A 20,641-nucleotide genomic window follows, 5' to 3' on the forward strand; every position below is an offset into this window, starting at 1 on the left:
TATGTACTATGTTTCTTTGCATTAAACGCTTTCTTGCCCGAATCATAGCTACTGAGCCGCTGGGCAGGCAGCCTTGATCGCCTACTTTTTCATTCCCTAAAAAAGGCTGCCGGAGTTTTCCAAAAGGCTGCCGGAGTTTTCCAAAAGGCCGGCGGCCTTTTTCAAAAAGCTGCCGGCTTTTTTCAGCGTTGCAACGCGCGCGCTTAGGCGAGAGACCATATTATTGTGTAAATTATTTGCAAACTCATTGATTTTTTGTATATTTGCAGCCGATTTGGAGAAGTTGAGGAGGGGGCGGGTAGTCCCCTCCTTTTGTTTACTTAGTTGAAAATACAAGATGATTGATAAAGAAACGATACGTACATGGGTGGAAGAGGAATTGGCTATTACGTCCCACTTTCTGGTGGATGTAATGATCAAACCCGGCAACCTGATTGTGATCGAAATCGACAACGATGAAGCGGTCGGTATCGATGATTGCGTGGCCTTGAGCCGTCACCTTGAAGCGAAGCTCGACCGCGATGTCGAAGATTTTGAATTGGAAGTCGGTTCGGCCGGCATCACCTCCCCGTTCAAAGTGGTGCGTCAGTACCAAAAGAATATCGGCAAGCCGGTGGAGATGTTATTGAAAAGCGGTACGAAGCTGAGTGGCATACTGAAAGAGGCCGACGAACAAGGAGCCGTGATCACGATCACCAAGCAGGTCAAACCCGAAGGCGCGAAGCGCAAAGTGACTGTCGAAGAAGATCAGTCTTATCGTTACGAAGAAATAAAATATACAAAATACGTAATAACATTCAAATAGAATTATGGCCAAGAAAGAGGAAACAATCAGTATGATCGATACCCTTGCGGAATTTAAGGAACTAAAAAATATCGATAAAGATACGATGATCAGCGTGTTGGAAGAGTCCTTCCGGAACGTGATTGCGAAGATGTTTGGTACGGATGAGAATTACGACGTAATTATCAACCCTGAGAAGGGCGACTTTGAGATCTGGCGAAACCGGACCGTAGTGGCCGATGATGAATTGGAAGACCCTAACCTGGAAGTGACTTTGAGCGAAGCGTTGGCTATCGACCCCGACAGTGAAGTGGGCGAAGAGGTGACCGACGAAGTATATTTCGCCAAATTCGGTCGCCGTGCCATCCTCAACCTGCGCCAGACGTTGGCTTCCAAGATTCTGGAACTGCAAAAAGACAGCTTGTTTGCTAAATATAAAGACAAGGTCGGCACCATCATTGCCGCCGATGTCTATCAGGTTTGGAAAAAAGAGATCCTGTTGTTGGACGACGAGGGCAATGAGTTGCTGCTCCCGAAATCCGAGCAGATCCCTTCCGATTTCTACCGCAAGGGAGAAACCGTACGGGCGATCGTGCAACGGGTAGACAACGTCAATAACAACCCGAAGATCATCCTGTCGCGTACCGACAAAGTCTTCCTGCAACGCTTGTTCGAGTTGGAAGTACCCGAGATCAACGACGGCTTGATCACCATCAAAGCCATCGCGCGTATCCCGGGCGAACGCGCCAAGGTAGCGGTTGAATCTTACGACGACCGCATCGATCCGGTAGGCGCCTGCGTGGGCATGAAAGGATCCCGTATCCATGGGATCGTGCGCGAGCTGCGCAACGAGAATATCGACGTGATCAATTATACCGCGAACAGCTCCCTGTTTATCCAGCGCTCCCTGAGTCCGGCCAAAGTCTCTTCTATCCGTATCATAGAAGACGAACGCAAAGCGGAAGTCTATCTGCGCCCGGAAGAGGTATCCCTGGCTATTGGTAAGGGCGGTTTGAATATCAAACTGGCTTGTATGTTAACTGAATATACGATCGACGTATTCCGCGATATCGACAACGCTGACGAAGAAGATATCTATCTGGATGAATTTGCAGATGAGATCGACAGCTGGGTGATCGACGCCATGAAGAATATCGGTTGTTATACAGCCAAATCCGTTCTGGCTTTGAGCCGGGAAGAAATAATCGAGCGGGCCGACCTGGAAGAACAAACGGTTGACGATGTCCTGGGTGTATTATCCGCTGAATTTGAGGACGAAGAATAAAAGAGTATTACGACAAAGTTAAATATGCCTATTAAATTAATTCAAGTACAGAGAAAATTGAATGTGGGGATCAACACCGTTGTTGACTTCCTGCACAAGAAAGGTCATGAGGTAGAGGATAACCCCAATACCCGGATCAGTGATGAACAGTATGCTTTGCTCGTAAAGGAATTTGGTAAAGACCTACCGGAGAGTGAACGAAATATTCTGTTGACCAAAAGACCGCCCAGAGAAGAACAACCTCCGCGGAAAGAAGAGAAAACAGAAGAAATCAAAACAGTTGTTCCTGAAGACTTAAAGCCGAAGATAATCACGACAGGCCATATCGACCTGGAGCGAAAAGCGAAGAAACAGGAAGAACCGCAACCGGCCCAACCGGTGGCAGAGAAGAAGGTAGAGCCCAAGGTGGAACCCAAAGTCGAAGCCAAACCGGAAGAAGTCCGGAAGGCACCGGTCGAAAAGGTCGCTTCGCCGGCTGCCGTCGCGGTAGAACCCGAGAAAAAAGAAGCCCCGGCGCCAAAGGCAGAAGAAAAACCGGCTGCCCCGGTTCAGGAAGTCAAACCCGAACCCCAGGAAGAAAAGGCTCCGCAAACGATCAAAGCCGAAGCGCCCGCGCCAGAGCCGGTCAAACCGCAGGCTCCGGCCCACGAAGAGGCAGAACCCGTACGGGATACCACCGGTGATGGAGGTGCTGAAGCCGACAGCTCCGACGAGGAAGACAATACGCCTTTCCGCCTGAACACGCCCAAGCTCGAATCGAATATCAAGGTCAAAGGCATGATCGACCTGACCTCGCTCAATCAATCCACCCGTCCGAAGAAAAAGACGAAAGAGGAAAAAAGAAAAGAACGCGACGATAAGATCAAAGCGGCAACGGGCAACCGCCCGGCCGGCCAGGGAACCGGAACTTTCCGCGACCGCAGAGACGCGGCAGGCAAACCGGGAGCAGGCCCGGCATTCGCGAAACCGGGCACAGGCAGTGCACCCACCAAACCGGGTACAGGCAATGCACCGGTGAAACCCGGCGAATCCGCCGACGCGAAGAAGAAACGTAACCGGATCAAAAAAGACCGGATCGATATCAACAATACGCCGGGAACCAATGCCCGGCCGACACGCGACCGTCCGGCCAACGACCGCAACGACCGCAACAAACGCCTCAAACGCCCGGTGAAAGCCGAAGTGAGCGAGGAGGATGTACAAAAGCAAATCAAAGAAACCCTCGCCCGCCTGACCAACAAAGGCAACAAAGGTAAGGGAGCCAAATACCGTCGCGACAAACGCGATGCTGCCGTCCGCCGCGAGAACGAGATGCTCGAACAGGAGGAAATGGACAGCCGCGTATTGAAACTGACGGAGTTTGTAACGGCAAACGACCTGGCCAATATGATGAACGTGCCGGTGACCCAGGTCATCGCCACCTGTATGTCCATCGGTATGATGGTATCCATCAACCAACGGCTCGATGCCGAAACGATCAATATCGTAGTCGATGAGTTCGGGTATAAGACCGAATACGTCAGCGCCGAAGTGGTCGAAGCCATCAGAGACGACGAAGAGGATAACGAAGAAGACTGGGTAGCCCGTCCGCCGATCGTTACGGTGATGGGACACGTCGACCACGGGAAAACCTCGCTGCTCGACAATATCCGTAATGCCAATGTGATCGCCGGTGAAGCCGGAGGAATCACCCAGCATATCGGAGCCTACAACGTGAAGCTGGCCAGCGGACGCCGTATCACCTTCCTCGATACTCCGGGTCACGAGGCCTTTACCGCCATGCGTGCCCGTGGGGCGAAGATCACCGATATCGCGATCATCATCGTGGCCGCCGACGACAATGTGATGCCACAGACCATCGAAGCGATCAACCATGCTTCGGCCGCCGGTGTACCCATTGTCTTTGCCATCAACAAAGTGGATAAACCGACCGCCAATCCGGAGAAGATCAAAGAGGAACTGGCCAATATGAACTACCTGGTCGAAGACTGGGGAGGCAAATACCAGAGCCAGGATATCTCCGCCAAGAAAGGTATCGGCTTGGAAGAACTGTTAGAAAAGGTATTGCTCGAGGCCGACCTGCTCGACCTCAAAGCCAATCCGACCAAACGGGCTGTCGGCTCGATCATCGAATCGTCTCTCGACAAAGGACGGGGTTATGTCTCCACCATCCTGGTAGAAAACGGAACCCTGAAGATGGGAGATATCGTGATCGCCGGAACCTATCATGGCCGTATCAAAGCGATGTTCAACGAACGTAACCAGCGGGTCGAAAAGGCCGGTCCTTCCGAACCGGTATTGATCCTCGGACTCAACGGGGCGCCCCAGGCAGGAGATACGTTCAATGTACTCGAAACGGAACAGGAAGCGCGTGAGATCGCTACCCGCCGCGAACAGTTGCAACGCGAACAAGGCCTGCGTACGCAGAAGATGCTTACGTTGGATGATATCGGTCGCCGCATCGCTGTGGGTAACTTCCAGGAATTGAATGTGATTGTGAAAGGTGACGTGGACGGTTCGGTAGAAGCATTGTCCGACTCCCTGATCCGTCTGTCGACCGAAGAGATCCAGGTGAATGTCATCCACAAAGCCGTCGGACAAATCTCCGAATCGGATGTGGTACTGGCAGCCGCTTCGAATGCCATTATCATTGGCTTCCAGGTACGTCCTTCCGTGGCGGCCCGACGGAATGCCGAGCGCGATGGCGTGGAGATCCGTCTCTACTCGATCATCTACGATGCCATCGAAGAGGTGAAGAGCGCTATGGAAGGTATGCTTTCACCGGAAATCCGGGAAGAGATCACGGCCAACGTGGAAGTGCTTCAGGTGTTCAAGATCACGAAAGTGGGAACGATCGCCGGTTGTATGGTCAAAGAAGGCAAGATCAAACGGACGAACAAGGTGCGCCTGATCCGCGACGGTATCGTGGTTCATTCCGGCGAGCTGGAAACCCTCAAACGCTTCAAGGACGAAGTGAAAGAGGTCTACACCGGACAGGAATGCGGGCTGAATATAAGAAACTTCAATGATATCCAGGTAGGCGATATCGTCGAAGCATACGAAGAAACAGAAATCAAGAAAACCCTATAAGTTATGAACTGGTTGGACATTGCAATCGTATGTCTGGCAGGGATCGGTATTGTGAAAGGCCTGTTTGATGGAATCATCAAACAGGTTGTTTCGCTTATAGCTCTCGTGGTCGGTATCCTTTTTTGCGGAAAAGCGGCCGCGTGGCTGCGTGGGCATCTGATCGATCTGGACTGGTTTCCGGCGGAGACGGTCTCTATCCTCAGCTATATCCTGGGCTTCCTGTTGATCGTCGCCGTCGTATTGCTGGCGGGAGAGATTGTGCACCGCTTGGTGGGCGCCACGCCGTTGAGCGTGATCAATCACGTATTCGGCGGTGTCTTCGGCCTGTTCGTCATGATCCTCTTCCTGAGCCTTTTCTTTAATCTGTTGGAGATGGTCGATAAATCGTCTGCCCTGATCGCTATGGAAACCAAGGACGCATCCCGCTTTTACACGCCAATAACACATCTGCTGCCAACCCTTTTGCCTGTCGAATTGTTTAATTAATCTATGCAAGACTCAAATAAGATCATAAACGAGGTAACAAACAGCGATTACAAATATGGCTTTGTTACCGATATCGATACGGAGACCATTCACAAAGGACTTGATGAAGAAGTCGTCCGTATCATCTCTGCCAAGAAAAAGGAGCCGGAATGGCTTCTGGAATTCCGCCTGAAGGCGTTCCGTTACTGGCAGACGCTTGAGATGCCCGACTGGGCGCATCTGAAGATCCCACCGATCGACTATCAGGATATCATCTATTACGCGGCGCCGAAGAAGAAAGACGGACCGAAAAGTATGGATGAGGTGGATCCCGAACTGTTGAAGACCTTCGACAAACTGGGTATCCCGTTGCACGAACGCGCGCAACTGGCCGGTATGGCCGTCGACGCGGTGATGGATAGTGTGTCGGTCAAGACGACCTTCAAAGAGACATTGGCCGAGAAAGGCATTATCTTCTGCTCGTTCAGCGAAGCGGTATTGAACTATCCGGATCTGGTGAAGAAACACCTGGGCTCGGTAGTGAGCTACCGCGATAACTTCTTCGCCGCCCTCAACTCGGCGGTCTTCTCCGACGGCTCGTTCGTTTATATTCCCAAAGGCGTGCGCAGTCCGATGGAACTGAGTACGTACTTCCGCATCAACGCAGCCAATACCGGGCAGTTCGAACGGACCCTGATCGTGGCCGACGACGATGCATACGTCAGCTACCTCGAAGGATGTACCGCTCCGATGCGCGACGAGAACCAATTGCATGCCGCGATCGTAGAGATCATCGCCGAAGAACGGGCCGAAGTGAAGTATTCAACAGTCCAGAACTGGTATCCGGGCGACAAAGAAGGGAAAGGCGGGATCTATAACTTCGTGACCAAACGCGGACTCTGCCGCGGCGAGAGTAGTAAGATCTCCTGGACACAGGTAGAGACCGGCTCGGCCATCACCTGGAAATACCCCAGCTGCATCCTGGCGGGTGATAACTCGGTCGGCGAATTCTATTCGGTGGCGGTGACCAACAACTACCAACAGGCCGATACGGGTACGAAGATGATCCACCTGGGACGGAATACCAAGAGCCGGATCGTATCCAAAGGGATCTCCGCCGGTTTCAGCCAGAACAGCTACCGCGGATTGGTGAAGGTATCGCCCAAAGCGGTCAATGCCCGTAACCATAGCCAGTGCGATAGCCTGTTGTTGAGCTCCACCTGTGGCGCCCATACCTATCCCTACACGGATATTCAAAACGAGACAGCCGTGGTCGAGCATGAAGCAACGACCAGCAAGATCAGCGAAGAGCAACTCTTCTACTGCCAGCAACGCGGTATCGGGGTGGAAGAAGCCGTCGGCCTGATCGTCAACGGCTACGCCAAAGAAGTAATGAACAAACTGCCGATGGAGTTTGCCGTCGAAGCGCAGAAGCTATTGACCATCTCCCTCGAAGGCAGTGTTGGCTAACCAACACTTCCTTCCAATTGACAATTGATAATTGACAATTGACAATTAAATGTTGGGAGATCGTAAAGCGCAATAGACATCGTAAAGAGTTAAAGAATAGTTATATATAATGCTATTAATTGTCAATTGTCAACTGTCAATTGTCAATTTGAGCAAGCAAAGCGAGCGATATGTTGTTAGAAATAAAAAACTTACACGCCGAGATCAACGGCAAAGAGATATTGAAAGGTATTGACCTGACGGTGAATGCCGGAGAAGTGCACGCGATCATGGGACCGAACGGTTCCGGGAAGAGCACATTGAGCAGTGTATTGGTGGGAAACCCTTTGTTTACTGTCACCGAAGGAGAGGTGATTTACGAAGGCAAAGACCTGTTGGCACTCGAACCCGAAGACCGGAGCCGGGAAGGGATCTTCCTGAGTTTCCAGTATCCGGTGGAGATTCCCGGGGTGAGCATGGTGAACTTTATGCGTGCCGCCCTCAACGAACACCTCAAATACAAAGGCTTGGAGCCGATCTCCGCCTCCGACTTCCTGAAACTGATGCGCGAGAAACGGGCGATCGTCGAGTTGGATAATAAACTGGCGAGCCGTTCGGTGAACGAAGGATTCTCGGGAGGAGAGAAGAAACGCAACGAGATCTTCCAGATGGCGATGCTCGAACCGACACTGGCGATCCTGGATGAGACCGACAGCGGCTTGGATATCGATGCCCTACGCGTAGTGGCCAACGGGGTAAACCAGTTGCGTACGCCGCATAACGCCGCTATCGTGATCACCCACTACCAACGGTTGTTGGATTACATCAAACCCGACTTCGTGCACGTCCTCTACAAAGGCCGCATCGTCAAAAGCGGTGGCCCCGAACTGGCCCTCGAACTCGAAGAAAAAGGCTACGACTGGCTCAAAGAGAATGACTGATGAAAGCTGAACAACAATATATAGATCTGTTTGCACGCTATGAAGAACTGGTGTGCAGGCATAGTACGCCGGTGATGAACGCGCTGCGGGGCAAGGCGTTCGATGACTTTGAACGCTTGGGGTTCCCGAAGTATAAAACGGAGGACTACCGGCAGACGGATATGGCGCAGTCTTTTGCGCCCGACTACGGATTGAATATCAATCGAGTGCAGATCCCAGTGAATCCGTATGACGTGTTCCGGTGTGACGTGCCCAACCTGAGTACGGCGCTTTACTTTGTGGTGAACGACTCTTTCTACGAAAAGGAACAGCCCAAGGTGATCTTCCCGGAGAATGTGTACGTAGGCGGACTAAAGCATTTTACCGAGCAGTACCCCGAACTGGCTGCCCGCTACTACGGCCAGGCGGCGCCGAGCCATAAAGACGGCCTGATCGCCTTCAATACGATGCTGGCGCAGGATGGGTTTGTGGTCTACGTACCGAAGAACGTGGTGGTAGACAAACCGATCCAGTTGGTGAATATCTTCCGCAACGATACGGATACGCTGGTCAACCGCCGCGTATTGGTGATTCTCGAAGAATATGCCCAGGCGAAGCTCTTGGTATGCGACCATAGTATCGACGAGGTGAAGTTCCTCTCGACCGAGGTGATCGAGATCTTCGCCGGCGAAGGGGCTGTGTTCGACTATTACGACCTGGAGGAGAGCAACGAGTCGACCACCCGCTTCACTTCCCTGCATGTCCGGCAGGAAGCCGCTTCGAACGTCCTGGTCAACGGTATCACCCTCTATAACGGCTTGAGCCGGAATAACTACTACGTCGAGTTGAACGGCGAACAAGCCGAAGCGACCCTCTGCGCCATGGCGATCCTCGATAAAGAGCAACAGGTGGATACCTACAGCCATATCACCCATGCCGCCCCGCACTGTACAAGTACGGAGCTGGTCAAGAACGTCTTGGACGACCATTCGCAGGCCGCCTTCAGTGGCCGTATCCTGGTGCGCCAGGATGCCCAGAAGACACAGGCCTACCAGACCAACCGCAACCTGGCACTGACGCGTGAAGCGCGGATCTACAGTAAGCCGCAGTTGGAGATCTATGCCGACGATGTGAAATGTTCGCACGGCATGACCACCGGGCAGCTGGACGAGAACGCGTTGTTCTATCTCCGTAGCCGCGGTATTCCCGAAGCCGAAGCGCGCATGCTGTTGAGCGTTGCCTTTACGGCGGATGTGATCGATCATGTGCGTCTGGATAGCCTCAAGGACCGGTTGCACCTCTTGGTAGAGAAACGGTTCCGCGGCGAATTGGCTAAATGCGCGGGCTGTAGGGCTTGTGGCCCCACCAACCTCCCCGAAGGGGAGGCTTAATTAAAACTATTTAATCAGTCCCTAAGCCTCCCCTTCGGGGAGGTTGGAGGGGCTTCTGACATCATGAAACTAACACACATCGCCCTTTGGACAAACGACCTGGAGCGGTTACGCGAGTTCTACGTAACCTGGTTCGGCGGTCGAAGTAACGAGAAGTATATCAACCCGACGAAAGGTTTTGCCTCTTACTTCGTCTCTTTCCCCGGCGGCGCTTCGCTGGAGATTATGCAGCGGGAGGATATCACCCAAAAAGGCAATAAAGAGACCCTCGGTCTGACCCATATCGCTTTCCAGATGGATTCGAGGGAGCAGGTGAATGAGCTGGTTGCCCGTTTCAGACAGGCAGGATACACCGTTGCCGGCGCCCCCCGGTTCACCGGTGATGGCTTCTACGAAGGAAGCATCCTCGATCCCGACGGTAACCTGGTGGAGTTGGTTTCTTTCCCCGATGTGGAGATCTCGCGGGCGCTTTTCTATCCGTACGATCTTTTGTTACTGGCCGATCCGGAAAAGGAGAAGGTAGATGCCTATTTGCAAGAATCGGAATGCTTTGTGGCCGCCAGCAAAGAGGCGATCGTAGGTGTTGTCGTGGTCAAACTCTTATCGGAGACATCTGCCGAGATCATGAATATCGCAGTATCCGAAGCTTTCCAGCGGCGTGGGATCGCCCGCACGCTCTTGCGGTATATCGCAGACAAATGGGCGCCGGCGCATCAGGTGTCGACCCTTGTTATCCGGACAGGCACCTCCGCCCCCGGCCCTTTCATGTTGTATCAGCAGGAAGGCTATGACTTGACGGAGGTAGACTACAATTACTTCGTCCGCCACTACAAAGAGCCGATCATTGAAGACGGGGTGCCCTGCAAACACCAACTGATCCTGGAGAAGAAACTCTCCTGATCCCTTTCCCTACAAGAAAAAATTAAGGCTGCCTCCCGAAAGAGACAGCCTTTTCATTCCCCCCAAAGAATGTAATAAAAATCACTATTCCATATCTTCTTCCGGAATCTCTTCTACCGGCACCTGATATACCTTATCTTCATTCACAGATCCCTCGTACCAATCTTCATCCTGCGTACCGTTGGAATTGTACCAGCTTCCGTACGCGGGATAAGCATCTTCCATCGTCACACTTTCGCGCGGGTACTTGATGGACTTGGGTACCATAATCCCCCACATCATACCGTCGACCGTCAGGTATTCATTCTCGGGATCGGTCGTCTCGCTGGTCTGTTTCTTTCCCAGATCGGTGCGGCTCTGCCAGGGGAAATGGATCTCCCGGCTGCGCGTCGGATTGTCGTGGGAAGAAACGACCACAAAGAAATTCAATTTCGTTTCAGCCACCGTACGCATCGCCACGGGCGAAGTGAAGTGGATCGTCAAGGTCTCCGTATTCGAGTCGTAATAGGTCTGTCCCTGGTAGGTATTGACCATCTTGTTTACACCTGCGAACACATCACTCACATCATCGAACAAGGGGATCACCGGACGGCTCTGTCCGATCTCAAGCCCTTTGGCATCCGTCTGGAAGATGGAGCCCGAAGGAGTCAGGCTCGATTCGACCGCCGACACCTCGCTGGCGGCAAGGCCATCCAATTGCAAGGCCATCGCTAGTTTGTTCTGTGCGCCGGCAGCCCGGAGTTTCCAATGCACGGTCATGCCGGTTACTTCGTTCCGCGCGTTTGTCGCCCAGTACACATTGAAGTCGGCCACCACATCATTCATATCGTAATCGCCCCGTCCGGGCCAGTTGTCTTCGAACATCATCGTTGCCATATCGCTGGCCGAAGGGAAATAGGAGTTGTATGCCGCATTCGGATCGGTATCGTCGATATCTTCGTGCGAAGGAACGCCGTCGCCATCTTTATCTATGAGTTCAAACTCTCCGTATCCGTTGTTGATCTCCGTCCAGGCGATATAGTATTTGCGGTCTTCCCAATTATCAGTCAGGAACGCGCCGTCGAACATCCGTTCATTTCGGAACGCCTGTGCGTGGCTGGCCTTGATATTGGGGATAAACACTTCGATATCGCCGTAGAAGGTGTACATTCCGCCATAGGTATAGTTTTGTCCGTCGATTCGAACGAAAGCTTTATTCCCTTCCGGCGCAATGAATTTCGCATTCTCGGCAGGCGTATTGGTTGCTGAATAAAAGATCGCCTCTTCATACATGATGATATGGGCTTTCCCCAGCCAGGCTGATCCCTGTGCGTCGATCACAGAGTTCGGATACATATACACATAGCTGTCGGGCCATTCTTTCGGCCAGGCCAGGTTCAACTGATAGACCTTCAAAAGGCCGGCGATATGCACGTGTGAGCCGCCATAGGTATTGAACTTCTTACAGTTGATAATCCCATGATTCACCAGGCTCAGATTTTCTGCCACGGACAAGTCGCCCGCAATATCCATCTCACCTCCGGCCATCACATAAACCACCGGTATATCTTTATTGGCAATCTTGATAAAAGTCATTTTAGGCGCTTCGATCTTTCCACCGGGCAACACCACAAAGTGTTTATTGGAAATACTCACCGAAGATGTTTCTTTCATCTTCAATGTACCAGCGACATAGATCGTAGCCATTTTAGACCTTACATATATTCCATTCTCCAACACATTCTTATTGTCCAGTTCGATCGTTACGCCTTTCGGGATATAATAAGTCTTTCCATTTTCCAATGTCTCGGGAAACGCCGTAGTCACGGTATAATCATACGTATCCGGCAGGATAATGCCCGGAGCTGCCGGCGCATTGTTGCCCGCGCGAGTCTGCGGATCAGGCTCGTAAGCCTGTGCAGTGTTGGTATCCAACACCAAGGTGCCTTGTTTCAACGAGATCTCACATTTATAGGAGGTAGAGCGGCTATACGCATCTCTCACCTGGATATAAAGCACTTTCACAGCGGCGGGCACAGAGATTTCCGTCGTATACGGTTCACCCGGGCGGGCCGAGCCGGTCGCAATCAACGAGGTGCTTTCAAAATTCTTATCGGTAAATACCTTAACGGTACGGTAAAAATCATTCACTTTCCCTTCGAGGGTTTTCACCTTCACTTCGAGTGTCAAGCCTTCGGTGATTTTCCAATCAAATTCGGGAGTCACCTCTTCGCCCGGCTGTTCGGGTTCGGCCGGTGTTTCTTTCACCACATCGGGTAAATCCGTGCAGCTACTGATTACAAACAATACAGCAAGAATCGCGACAAGTGGGAATAGTCTTTTTTTCATTTCGAATCTAACGGTTATCATACCTTTTTAAATCGTTTACAAAGCGTTTCCCCTTAGTAACAATAAAAGATTGAAAATGTTCGGATGGAGGCCTGTTTTTTCACAAGATTTGAAAGGAGGAATTACCCAAAGCCGGTAGGGATTTTGAAAAGGCCGGCAGCTTTCTCAAAAAAGCCGCCGGAGTTTCCCAAAAGGCCGTCGGAGTTTTTCAAAAGGCCGGCAGCCTTTTAGAAATCCCTGCCGGCCTTTTGGGACAGTTAAAACGATATGATAATCACCTCTTTCGGGCCGAGTTGCACCGTTTTGTCCAACGCGACCGTGCGGCCGGTGATCACGTCTTTGCCGCTTGTGGCGGGTAGTACTTCGGCATAGCGGTCCAACGGCAGGTCGATGGCTTTCGAGTTGCCGTTCATCATCACCACGAAGCTTTTTCCGTCGAGGCTACGTTCGTACACGTACACGCCGTTGTTCACCTGGAAATGTTTCATCTTCCCGCGGGCGATCACCTCATTGCCCTGGCGCCATTTCAACAGTTTCTGCAGGAAATTCCAGGCTTCGTTCTGGATCGCCGAACGACCTGAGGCTTCGAAATGGTTCACCGCGTCACCGGGCCAGCCGCCGGGCACATCTTTGCGGATATTGCCGTCACTCCCGTTTTTCTTACCGTTCATCAACAATTCCTGGCCGTAGTAGAGCTGCGGCGTGCCGGGAATGGTCAACAGGAACGCATGCGCCTGCTTGAAGGCGGACAGGTCGGTCGGCATCTCCGGCAGGAAACGCTCGGTATCATGATTCTCCAGGAAGCGCAAGACGTTGTAGATATCGGGATAGACATAGTCGTAACACATATGTTCGTAGATCTTGGCCAGACCGTCCGACCAGTTGGTCTCTTCATGGAAGCGCTGGCTGGCGATATTCATCAGTTGGAAGTCCATCACCGACTTCAGTTCCGTGTCGGGCCCGAAGTTCAGCTTGCTGCCGGTCTGCCAGTAGGCCGAACCGATCGTATAGTTCATCCACGCCTCGCCGACGATATTGTATTGCGGGTATTCGTTCATCACCTCGCGGCACCATTCGGTCATCATCTCCAGATCGGCATACGGATAGGTGTCCTGACGGATCCCGTCGACGCGCGAATATTCAATCCACCAGATAGAGTTCTGGATCAGGTACTTCGCCACGTGCGGGTTCTTCTGGTTCAGATCGGGCATCGTGCGTACGAACCAGCCGCCCAGCATCGTCTGGGTGTCATAGTCGGAAGCATAGGGGTCGAAATAAATCTCTTTGGCGTGGTTGGTCTGCACATACTGATCGAGGTTGTTGAACCAGTCGCGGCTCGGCACATCCTTCAGCCAGGGGTGATCGCTTCCGCAGTGGTTGAAAATCATATCCATCACCACACGCATCCCGCGCCGGTGGCAGTCGTCGATCAGGCGTACATAGTCTTCGTTCGTGCCGAAGCGCGGATCCACCCGGAAATAGTCCGTCGTGGCATAGCCGTGGTACGAGCCGCCCCTCATATCGTTCTCCAAGACGGGGTTGAGCCAGATCGCCGTCACGCCCAGGTCCTGGATATAGTCCAGATGCTGCTCGATACCGGCGATGTCGCCGCCGTGGCGCGCGTTGGGTTTCTGGCGGTCGACCTGATACTCCGTACGCATCGGGATCTGATCGTTCGACGGATCACCATTGGCAAAGCGGTCGGGCATGATCAGGTAGAGCACGTCCGAAGCGTCGTAGCCCCGGATATCCTCCGTGCCGTCGCGCCGTTGTTTCAGCTCATAGGTATACGTCAGTTTCTTCCGTCCCTGGGTGAAGCGGATATCGAACTTCCCCGGCGCCGCATCGGCCACATCGAGGTATAACAGGACATAATTCGGGCTCTCCAGTGTCACCGCGCTTGAGATGCGCACACCTGGATAATCAATGGAAGGGCGATAAGCGGCAATCTCTTTGCCATACACCATCAGTTGCAATTCGGGATTCTTCATCCCACTCCACCAGAAGGCGGGCTCTACTTTCAATTCTTGGGCAGCCAACAGGCCTGTCATCAGAAACGACAACAAAACAGATAAAGACAAATACCTTTTCATGATCTACATTTTCAAGTTAAACAACGGTAAAGATATTAAGTAATAACCACTTAGAATACATAAAGGCAAAGGAAAAGTAGAAGGCAGGGTTGCAATCGTTTGCAACGGTTACCCTAAACGCAGAACAATCCCATTAGATATATCTAATAAAAACCCCTGTTTTAGGCAAATTTATTAGATATATCTAATAGGATCTGCGCTTTCTCTTTCGTAAAACTTGCGAACTCCGTGGTTCTTACTCTTAAACTACCGGTAGTTTCTGAAGAGGAAATGGACATCTCATTTTCAACGAGTTAGAAATCCAGGATTATTCATTGTTCCACAGGCCGTTGCCTCTTACTGAAACACGCCGGTGGCGTTGATGATGTATTGTTGATGCGCCTCAACATAGTCAAGCAAGCTTGCTTCTGCCTCCGGTTTTTAGTATATTTGTAACTCAAAATTTAATACCGAAGAAAGCATGCAAGAATCTGTTCGTTTGGGGATGCCCGGTATGGGCTTGTTGGTGGTATTGTCGGCCTGTGGGGAGGCGACGAAAGAAGAGGTGCCGATGAATGTGATCTATATCCTGGCGGACGATCTGGGGTATGGCGATCTGGGCTGTTACGGGCAGATGAAGATCCATACGCCGCATATCGACCAGATGGCGCATCAGGGTATGTTGTTCAGGCAGCATTATGCCGGTTGCACGGTGAGCGCTCCTTCGCGTTGCGCCCTGATGACAGGTTTGCATACCGGCCATGCACAGATCCGGGGCAACAAAGAGATCCAACCCGAAGGGCAGCAGCCGATGGTGGTGGGCACGTTTACGATCGGGCAACTGATGCAGGAGGCGGGATATGCCACCGGTATCTTCGGCAAATGGGGACTGGGCTATCCGGGATCGGAGTCGACACCCAACCGGATGGGCTTCGATACCTTCTTCGGCTATAACTGCCAGCGCGAGGCGCATACGTATTACCCGGATCACCTGTGGGCGAACGAAGAGCGGGTCGACTATCCGGAGAACGACCAACTGGGACGTAAGACCTATTCACAGGATCTCATCCACGAACAGGCGAAAAACTTTATCCGGACGAACCGGGACAAGCCGTTCTTTGCCTTGTTGACCTACACCCTGCCCCATGCCGAACTGAACCTGCCGCACGATTCCATCTATCAGCTCTACGAAAACGCCTTCGAAGAAGTGCCCTTCCGCCCTGCCGGTGGCAGCTATTATGCTTCGGAGAAACCTTATGCCTCGTTTGCCGCGATGGTGTCGCGCCTCGACCATTATGTCGGTGAGATCCTGGCGGAGCTGAAAGCTTTGGGACTGGATCAGAACACACTGGTGATCTTTACGAGCGATAACGGTCCGCACCGGGAAGGGGGCGCCAACCCGGATTTCTTCCGGAGCTACGGCCCGTTGAAAGGATGTAAACGCGAGGTGTATGAAGGCGGTATCCGGGTGCCGATGATTGCCTGGTGTCCGGGCAAGGTGCCGGCGGGCGTGCAATCCGATCATATCAGCGCCTTCTGGGATATCATGCCTACGTTGGCCGAGCTGACGCAGACCGCGACGGAGGCACCGACCGACGGTCTATCCCTCCTGCCCACCCTCCTGGGCAAAGGCGGACAACAGCAACACGACTACCTCTATTGGGAGTTTCACGAACAGAACGGACGGCAGGCCCTGCGCAGCGGCAACTGGAAACTGATTCGCCAGCCGCTCAAAGGAGAAACGCGTCTGGAGCTCTACGACCTCAGTCAGGACATACATGAAGATCAGGATCTGGCGGCAGCCAATCCCGAAAAGGTCGAAGAGTTGGAACGGCTGATGGACAATGCCCGTACCGAATCGACCTTATTCAATTTCGGCAGATAATAGCTTTGGGAATACGTTTTGAGTCGCGGAGTGGAACCGTCTCTTACGAATGAGACCGGTACTCCTTTGGCGTCATCTGATACTTCTTGAAGAACTCCCGGTAGAAATAAGACTTATTGGTCAGCCCCACCTTATAGATAATCTCCTGAATGTTCAGGTTGGTGGTCACCAATAGCTGGGCGGCATACGTCAGGCGGTAGTCTTTGATGAAATCGCTCGGCGAGAGCAGGGAGATCTTCTTGAACCGCCGGTAGAGGTTGCGCGAGTTCAATCCCATCTTCTCGGCGATCAGTTCCGGACGCAAAGTCTCCTTATCCAGGTTTTCGCTGATGATGCGGATCACTTCATCCATAAACTCCTGGTCTTCCTGATGCAAGAGTTGCCCTTCTTTATAGGTATAGGCGCTTTCGGGCGAATAATAATACTCCTTCATCTCTTTCTTGGTCGAGAGCAGGCGGTTGACCGTCGACTGTAGGACTACTGCCGAGAAAGGTTTCTTCAGGTAGGCGTCGGCGCCCTGGTTCAGTCCTTCCGCCTGTTCTTCATCCGTGATCTTGGCGGAGATAATCACGACCGGGATATGCTTGGAGAACTTATCGGCCTTGAGCTGCCGGATAAACTCCAATCCATCCATCTCGGGCATGATGATATCCGTGATGATCAAAGCGGGCGTATGTTCCTGGATGATTTGCAAAGCATCCGATGCGTTATACGCTTTGCGGACTTCATAGTCGGCAGAAAGCGAATCGGCCACAAACCAGACGATATCTTTGTTGTCGTCGATCACCAGGATGACCGGTTTGCCCGAGTCCAATACAGGTTGTCCTTTCGTTTCTTCGCCCGGGTGAAGCTCCGTTTTGTTTTCCGTGCCGGGCGCCTGTCCTTTACTCAGTTCCGGCAACCGGACAAGGATATCGACATAGGCATCAGCCTCACTTTTGATCTCTATATCTCCCTGCAAGGCATGTACCATACTCTGGCAGATGGAAAGACCCAGGCCATGCCGGGCGGTCATCTGCATATACTTATTCTCTCCCATGTGTTCCAACACCTGGTAACGGTCGAACATACGCGGGATCATTGCCGGATCGATACCGACCCCGGAATTGTAGACCCTCAGCTCCAGCATATGATCGACAATCTCCAGTGAGACACGCACCGTACCGCCTTCCGTCGTGTACTTAAAGGCATTCGAAACGAGATTGATCAGGATCTTTTTAAAGAAAGAAAGATCGGTGTACCAATACAGCTTCTCCCCGACCGAGAGCTGAAAATCTAACTTATCCTTTTCGGCCGTTTCCGTGAACAGGTTTAACTGCGACTGCAGGAACTCGGAGAGATCATACCATTCCGCTTGCGGCATTCGTAAGCCGGATTCTTCGATCTTCCGGAAATCAAGGATCTCCTGTATCAGTTCGTTCAATCCTTTCACATTCTCCTGCAGAAGCGCGACATATTTACCCTGGTTTTTATCTTTCTCCTCCTGCTGCTGAAGATACTCGGCGGCGCCATTGATCAGGGTGAGAGGCGTACAGAGCTCGTGGGTGATATTGGTGAAGAAGTTCAGTTTGGCATTATACAGCTTTTCCCGCTGTTCCTCTTTCAGGCGCTGGGTGAGCAACAATTGCCGGTTGTGCCAGTTATGATGGATCTGCCAGGTGACGATAATCAGGATGAAAGCAACGGCAAACAGGTAGATCCACTTGGCCATATAACTCAGATACCAGGGAGGTGAGACGATCAACGGCAAAGCGTATTCGATGACTTTGGAAGAGTACACATCATTTTTGTAGCGCACCTTCAGCTCATATTTCCCGTACGGCAGGTTCGTGAAGGTTACCTTATTCTCTTTTTGCAGTTCCACCCAGGAATCATTAAAGCCACTCAATAAATAGCCGTATTCATAGTTCTCGCCATAAATATAATCCGTCGCAACGAAAGAAACGGTAAAGACCGTCGCTTTGGGCGGGATGACAAAAGGCTCGGATCCCCCCGTCAGATAATGGGTTTCGCCCAGCATGGTCAAGTCCCAGAACCGCAATTCGGGATCATATTGTTCCTGAGGTTCCCGCTCCGGCTCAACCCATACGATCCCGTTAATTCCCCCGAAGAAAAGGCGGTCGGTATACGGGCATTTCCAATAGGCATCGTCGGAAAACTCTTTGACGGGGATATCCACCAGCGATTGGTTGTGGAAGGTATCGTTCTCCGGATTGTATTTGATCAGCCCTTTGTTGGAGCTCAGCCACAGGCAGCCTGTCTCATCTTTCAGTATGCCATGTATCATATCATTCATCATACCGTCGCGCCGGTCGAACTGGCGGGCGTTGATCTTTCCGTCTTCGGCAAAGGTAAACTTCGTCATGCCCGAGCTTGCCCCCACATACATATTGGATGATGAATCATTGTAGACACAGAGAATATCCCCGATAGCCGAAAGCTCGGTCTGGCTGGAAGGCAGAAAATCATAGCGGTTGGTCTGCGTATGAAATCGGATCACCCCGTGCCCGCCCCGGCTCCCCAGGATCAGGGTCGACTCGTCGAACAGGATCATCGAATGAAAACCATTACATACCCGCCCGTTTCGCTCGAAAGAGAAGAAATCGGTCTTCACCACCTCAGGCAGGGTATTATGCGGCGCCAAGGTGATCCGGATCAGCCCTTTCCCGGCGGTTGCCACCCACAGGGTCGTATCGTTGGCCTCCTGAATCGAATGTACGAACATCACGCCGTCGAACAGCGGATCGCGGAGTGTATACATCTTTTCATCCGGATAGGAATAATAAGAAAGTCCCGGACCTTCTGTTCCGACCCATAAGATATTCCGGTATTTACTCTTCGAGAAACAAAAAGCAAAATTATGCGATAAACCTTCGTGGGTCGTATACTGGGTAATATGGCTTTGCCCGGCTTCCAGGGCGTTATAATTCTTTACCCGGAATACGCCATCCCCTTTGGTGCCGATCCACAGGGTTTCCTCTTCATCCGTATAGATCGAACGGATAGGCTTCTGGGTGAAAGAGGGAAGAAGATGGGCGAACATACTCTGGTGGCGGTAATACATCTGTACGCCCTGTCCGTCCGTGCCCATCCACAAGAGATCCTGCTTCTCGTCTTTACACAAAGAGAAGATGCCGGCTCCCACAGGGATCTCGGTATATTCCGTATCGCTCAGGAGAGATAATTTGATCAATCCGCTATCCATAAACGAGAGATAGATATCCGTACCCCAGCCGATAATTTTAGAGATGCCTTTGTATTGCTTCCGTATGGCTGTGAGGTCCCGAATCCGCGTCTTCACTTTCCGCTCGCAATCGTAGGTGTACAAGATATTATGCGCGTCGATAAAGTACAATATCCCATTATCCGAGAAAGCAATCTCGATGTCCTGATCATGAATAGGCGTCTCTTCGATCGTACAGGAGATCGGCGTGGTTTGCTTATGGGTTTTCACCTCCATCAGGACTCCTTGCGTAGAGAAAAGATAAAACCGGTCTTGCTTGTCTGTAAATAAATCCCTGATATCTCCCGGGCGAATACCGGGCGCATGTATATCAATAAAGGAATTCATTTGCGGATTGGAATAAGACAAGAAATCATTCAAAGAGAGCAACAGGGTATTGCCCGCTTTATCCGCCGCTAAATGATACGTTTCGGGGTATTGGGTGTACGAAGCCACCACCTTTTTTTCTTTGACCGAAATCAGGTTTACACCCATAAACGTAGTGACCCAGATATGATTCGGTCCGGCATCGAATATCTTCCGGATAATGTTTCCATTGATTGAATTGGCGTTGTCGGGCTCATAGCGGTAGGTCACCGTATTGCGTCCGTTAAAGAGGTTTAATCCGTCGTAGGTCCCAAACCACATATTGCCCATCTGGTCCTGGTGCATATATAATACCGCATTATTCGAGAGACCGGGAATGTCAACTCGTTGTATGGTTTCTGAAGAATGGGCATCCGGGTTATTCAAGAAACTACACAAAAGAATGAAAACAACGTAAAGTAAACTATAGGATTCTCTCTTCATACGTACACAAATATACGTTATTTATTCATTTAAGGTAAA

Annotated in this window: 12 protein-coding genes; 9 read left to right on the top strand and 3 right to left on the bottom strand. The window is 51.6% G+C overall.

The window, feature by feature from the left end; genetic code table 11:
* The first annotated feature begins 337 nt into the window (after positions 1-337).
* The 8 genes from rimP to M2133_RS11060 all read left to right on the top strand — a co-directional run bounded on the left by rimP (position 338) and on the right by M2133_RS11060 (position 10,284).
* Entirely contained in the window at positions 338-805 is a 468-nt protein-coding gene (gene rimP, locus M2133_RS11025; RefSeq protein ID WP_277466179.1) for a ribosome assembly cofactor RimP, read from the top strand.
* 4 nt (positions 806-809) lie between these two features.
* On the top strand, positions 810-2,069 hold the full coding sequence (gene nusA / locus M2133_RS11030) for a transcription termination factor NusA (protein WP_277466180.1): 1,260 nt from the start codon (positions 810-812) through the stop codon (positions 2,067-2,069).
* A gap of 24 nt (positions 2,070-2,093) precedes the next feature.
* Positions 2,094-5,159 carry a translation initiation factor IF-2 gene (gene infB / locus M2133_RS11035; RefSeq protein WP_277466181.1) on the top strand — a complete coding sequence of 1,022 codons (3,066 nt, stop codon included), beginning with the start codon at positions 2,094-2,096 and terminating at the stop codon, positions 5,157-5,159.
* 3 nt (positions 5,160-5,162) lie between these two features.
* On the top strand, positions 5,163-5,645 hold the full coding sequence (locus M2133_RS11040) for a CvpA family protein (RefSeq protein WP_277466182.1): 483 nt from the start codon (positions 5,163-5,165) through the stop codon (positions 5,643-5,645).
* A 3-nt stretch (positions 5,646-5,648) separates the two neighbouring features.
* Positions 5,649-7,094: a Fe-S cluster assembly protein SufB gene (gene sufB / locus M2133_RS11045; RefSeq protein ID WP_277466183.1), complete on the top strand. Its 1,446-nt coding sequence runs from the start codon at positions 5,649-5,651 to the stop codon at positions 7,092-7,094.
* 173 nt (positions 7,095-7,267) lie between these two features.
* The gene (gene sufC / locus M2133_RS11050; protein ID WP_277466204.1) at positions 7,268-8,014 is read left to right on the top strand and encodes a Fe-S cluster assembly ATPase SufC; all 747 of its coding nucleotides are present in this window, start codon (positions 7,268-7,270) and stop codon (positions 8,012-8,014) included.
* Positions 8,014-9,384: a Fe-S cluster assembly protein SufD gene (sufD, locus tag M2133_RS11055; protein WP_277466184.1), complete on the top strand. Its 1,371-nt coding sequence runs from the start codon at positions 8,014-8,016 to the stop codon at positions 9,382-9,384. The genes sufC and sufD overlap by 1 nt, the downstream gene beginning before the upstream one ends.
* A 63-nt stretch (positions 9,385-9,447) precedes the next feature.
* On the top strand, positions 9,448-10,284 hold the full coding sequence (locus M2133_RS11060) for a GNAT family N-acetyltransferase (protein ID WP_277466185.1): 837 nt from the start codon (positions 9,448-9,450) through the stop codon (positions 10,282-10,284).
* An 84-nt stretch (positions 10,285-10,368) separates the two neighbouring features.
* On the opposite strand, the gene M2133_RS11065 is transcribed toward M2133_RS11060, so the two are convergent.
* Positions 10,369-12,612 carry an LruC domain-containing protein gene (locus tag M2133_RS11065; RefSeq protein ID WP_277466186.1) on the bottom strand — a complete coding sequence of 748 codons (2,244 nt, stop codon included), beginning with the start codon at positions 12,610-12,612 and terminating at the stop codon, positions 10,369-10,371.
* A gap of 257 nt (positions 12,613-12,869) precedes the next feature.
* Positions 12,870-14,705: a glycoside hydrolase family 13 protein gene (locus tag M2133_RS11070; RefSeq protein WP_277466187.1), complete on the bottom strand. Its 1,836-nt coding sequence runs from the start codon at positions 14,703-14,705 to the stop codon at positions 12,870-12,872.
* Between the two features lie 460 nt (positions 14,706-15,165).
* On the opposite strand from M2133_RS11070, the gene M2133_RS11075 reads away from it, so the two are divergent.
* Complete coding sequence (locus tag M2133_RS11075; protein ID WP_277466188.1) at positions 15,166-16,569, top strand: arylsulfatase; 1,404 nt, start codon at positions 15,166-15,168, stop codon at positions 16,567-16,569.
* Between the two features lie 43 nt (positions 16,570-16,612).
* Here M2133_RS11075 and M2133_RS11080 read toward each other — a convergent pair whose 3' ends face one another.
* The gene (locus M2133_RS11080) at positions 16,613-20,602 is read right to left on the bottom strand and encodes a hybrid sensor histidine kinase/response regulator transcription factor (RefSeq protein WP_277466189.1); all 3,990 of its coding nucleotides are present in this window, start codon (positions 20,600-20,602) and stop codon (positions 16,613-16,615) included.
* Positions 20,603-20,641 lie beyond the last annotated feature (39 nt).

It is taken from the genome of Parabacteroides sp. PF5-6 (assembly GCF_029504695.1).
In the GTDB taxonomy this organism is placed as follows: domain Bacteria; phylum Bacteroidota; class Bacteroidia; order Bacteroidales; family Tannerellaceae; genus QVMG01.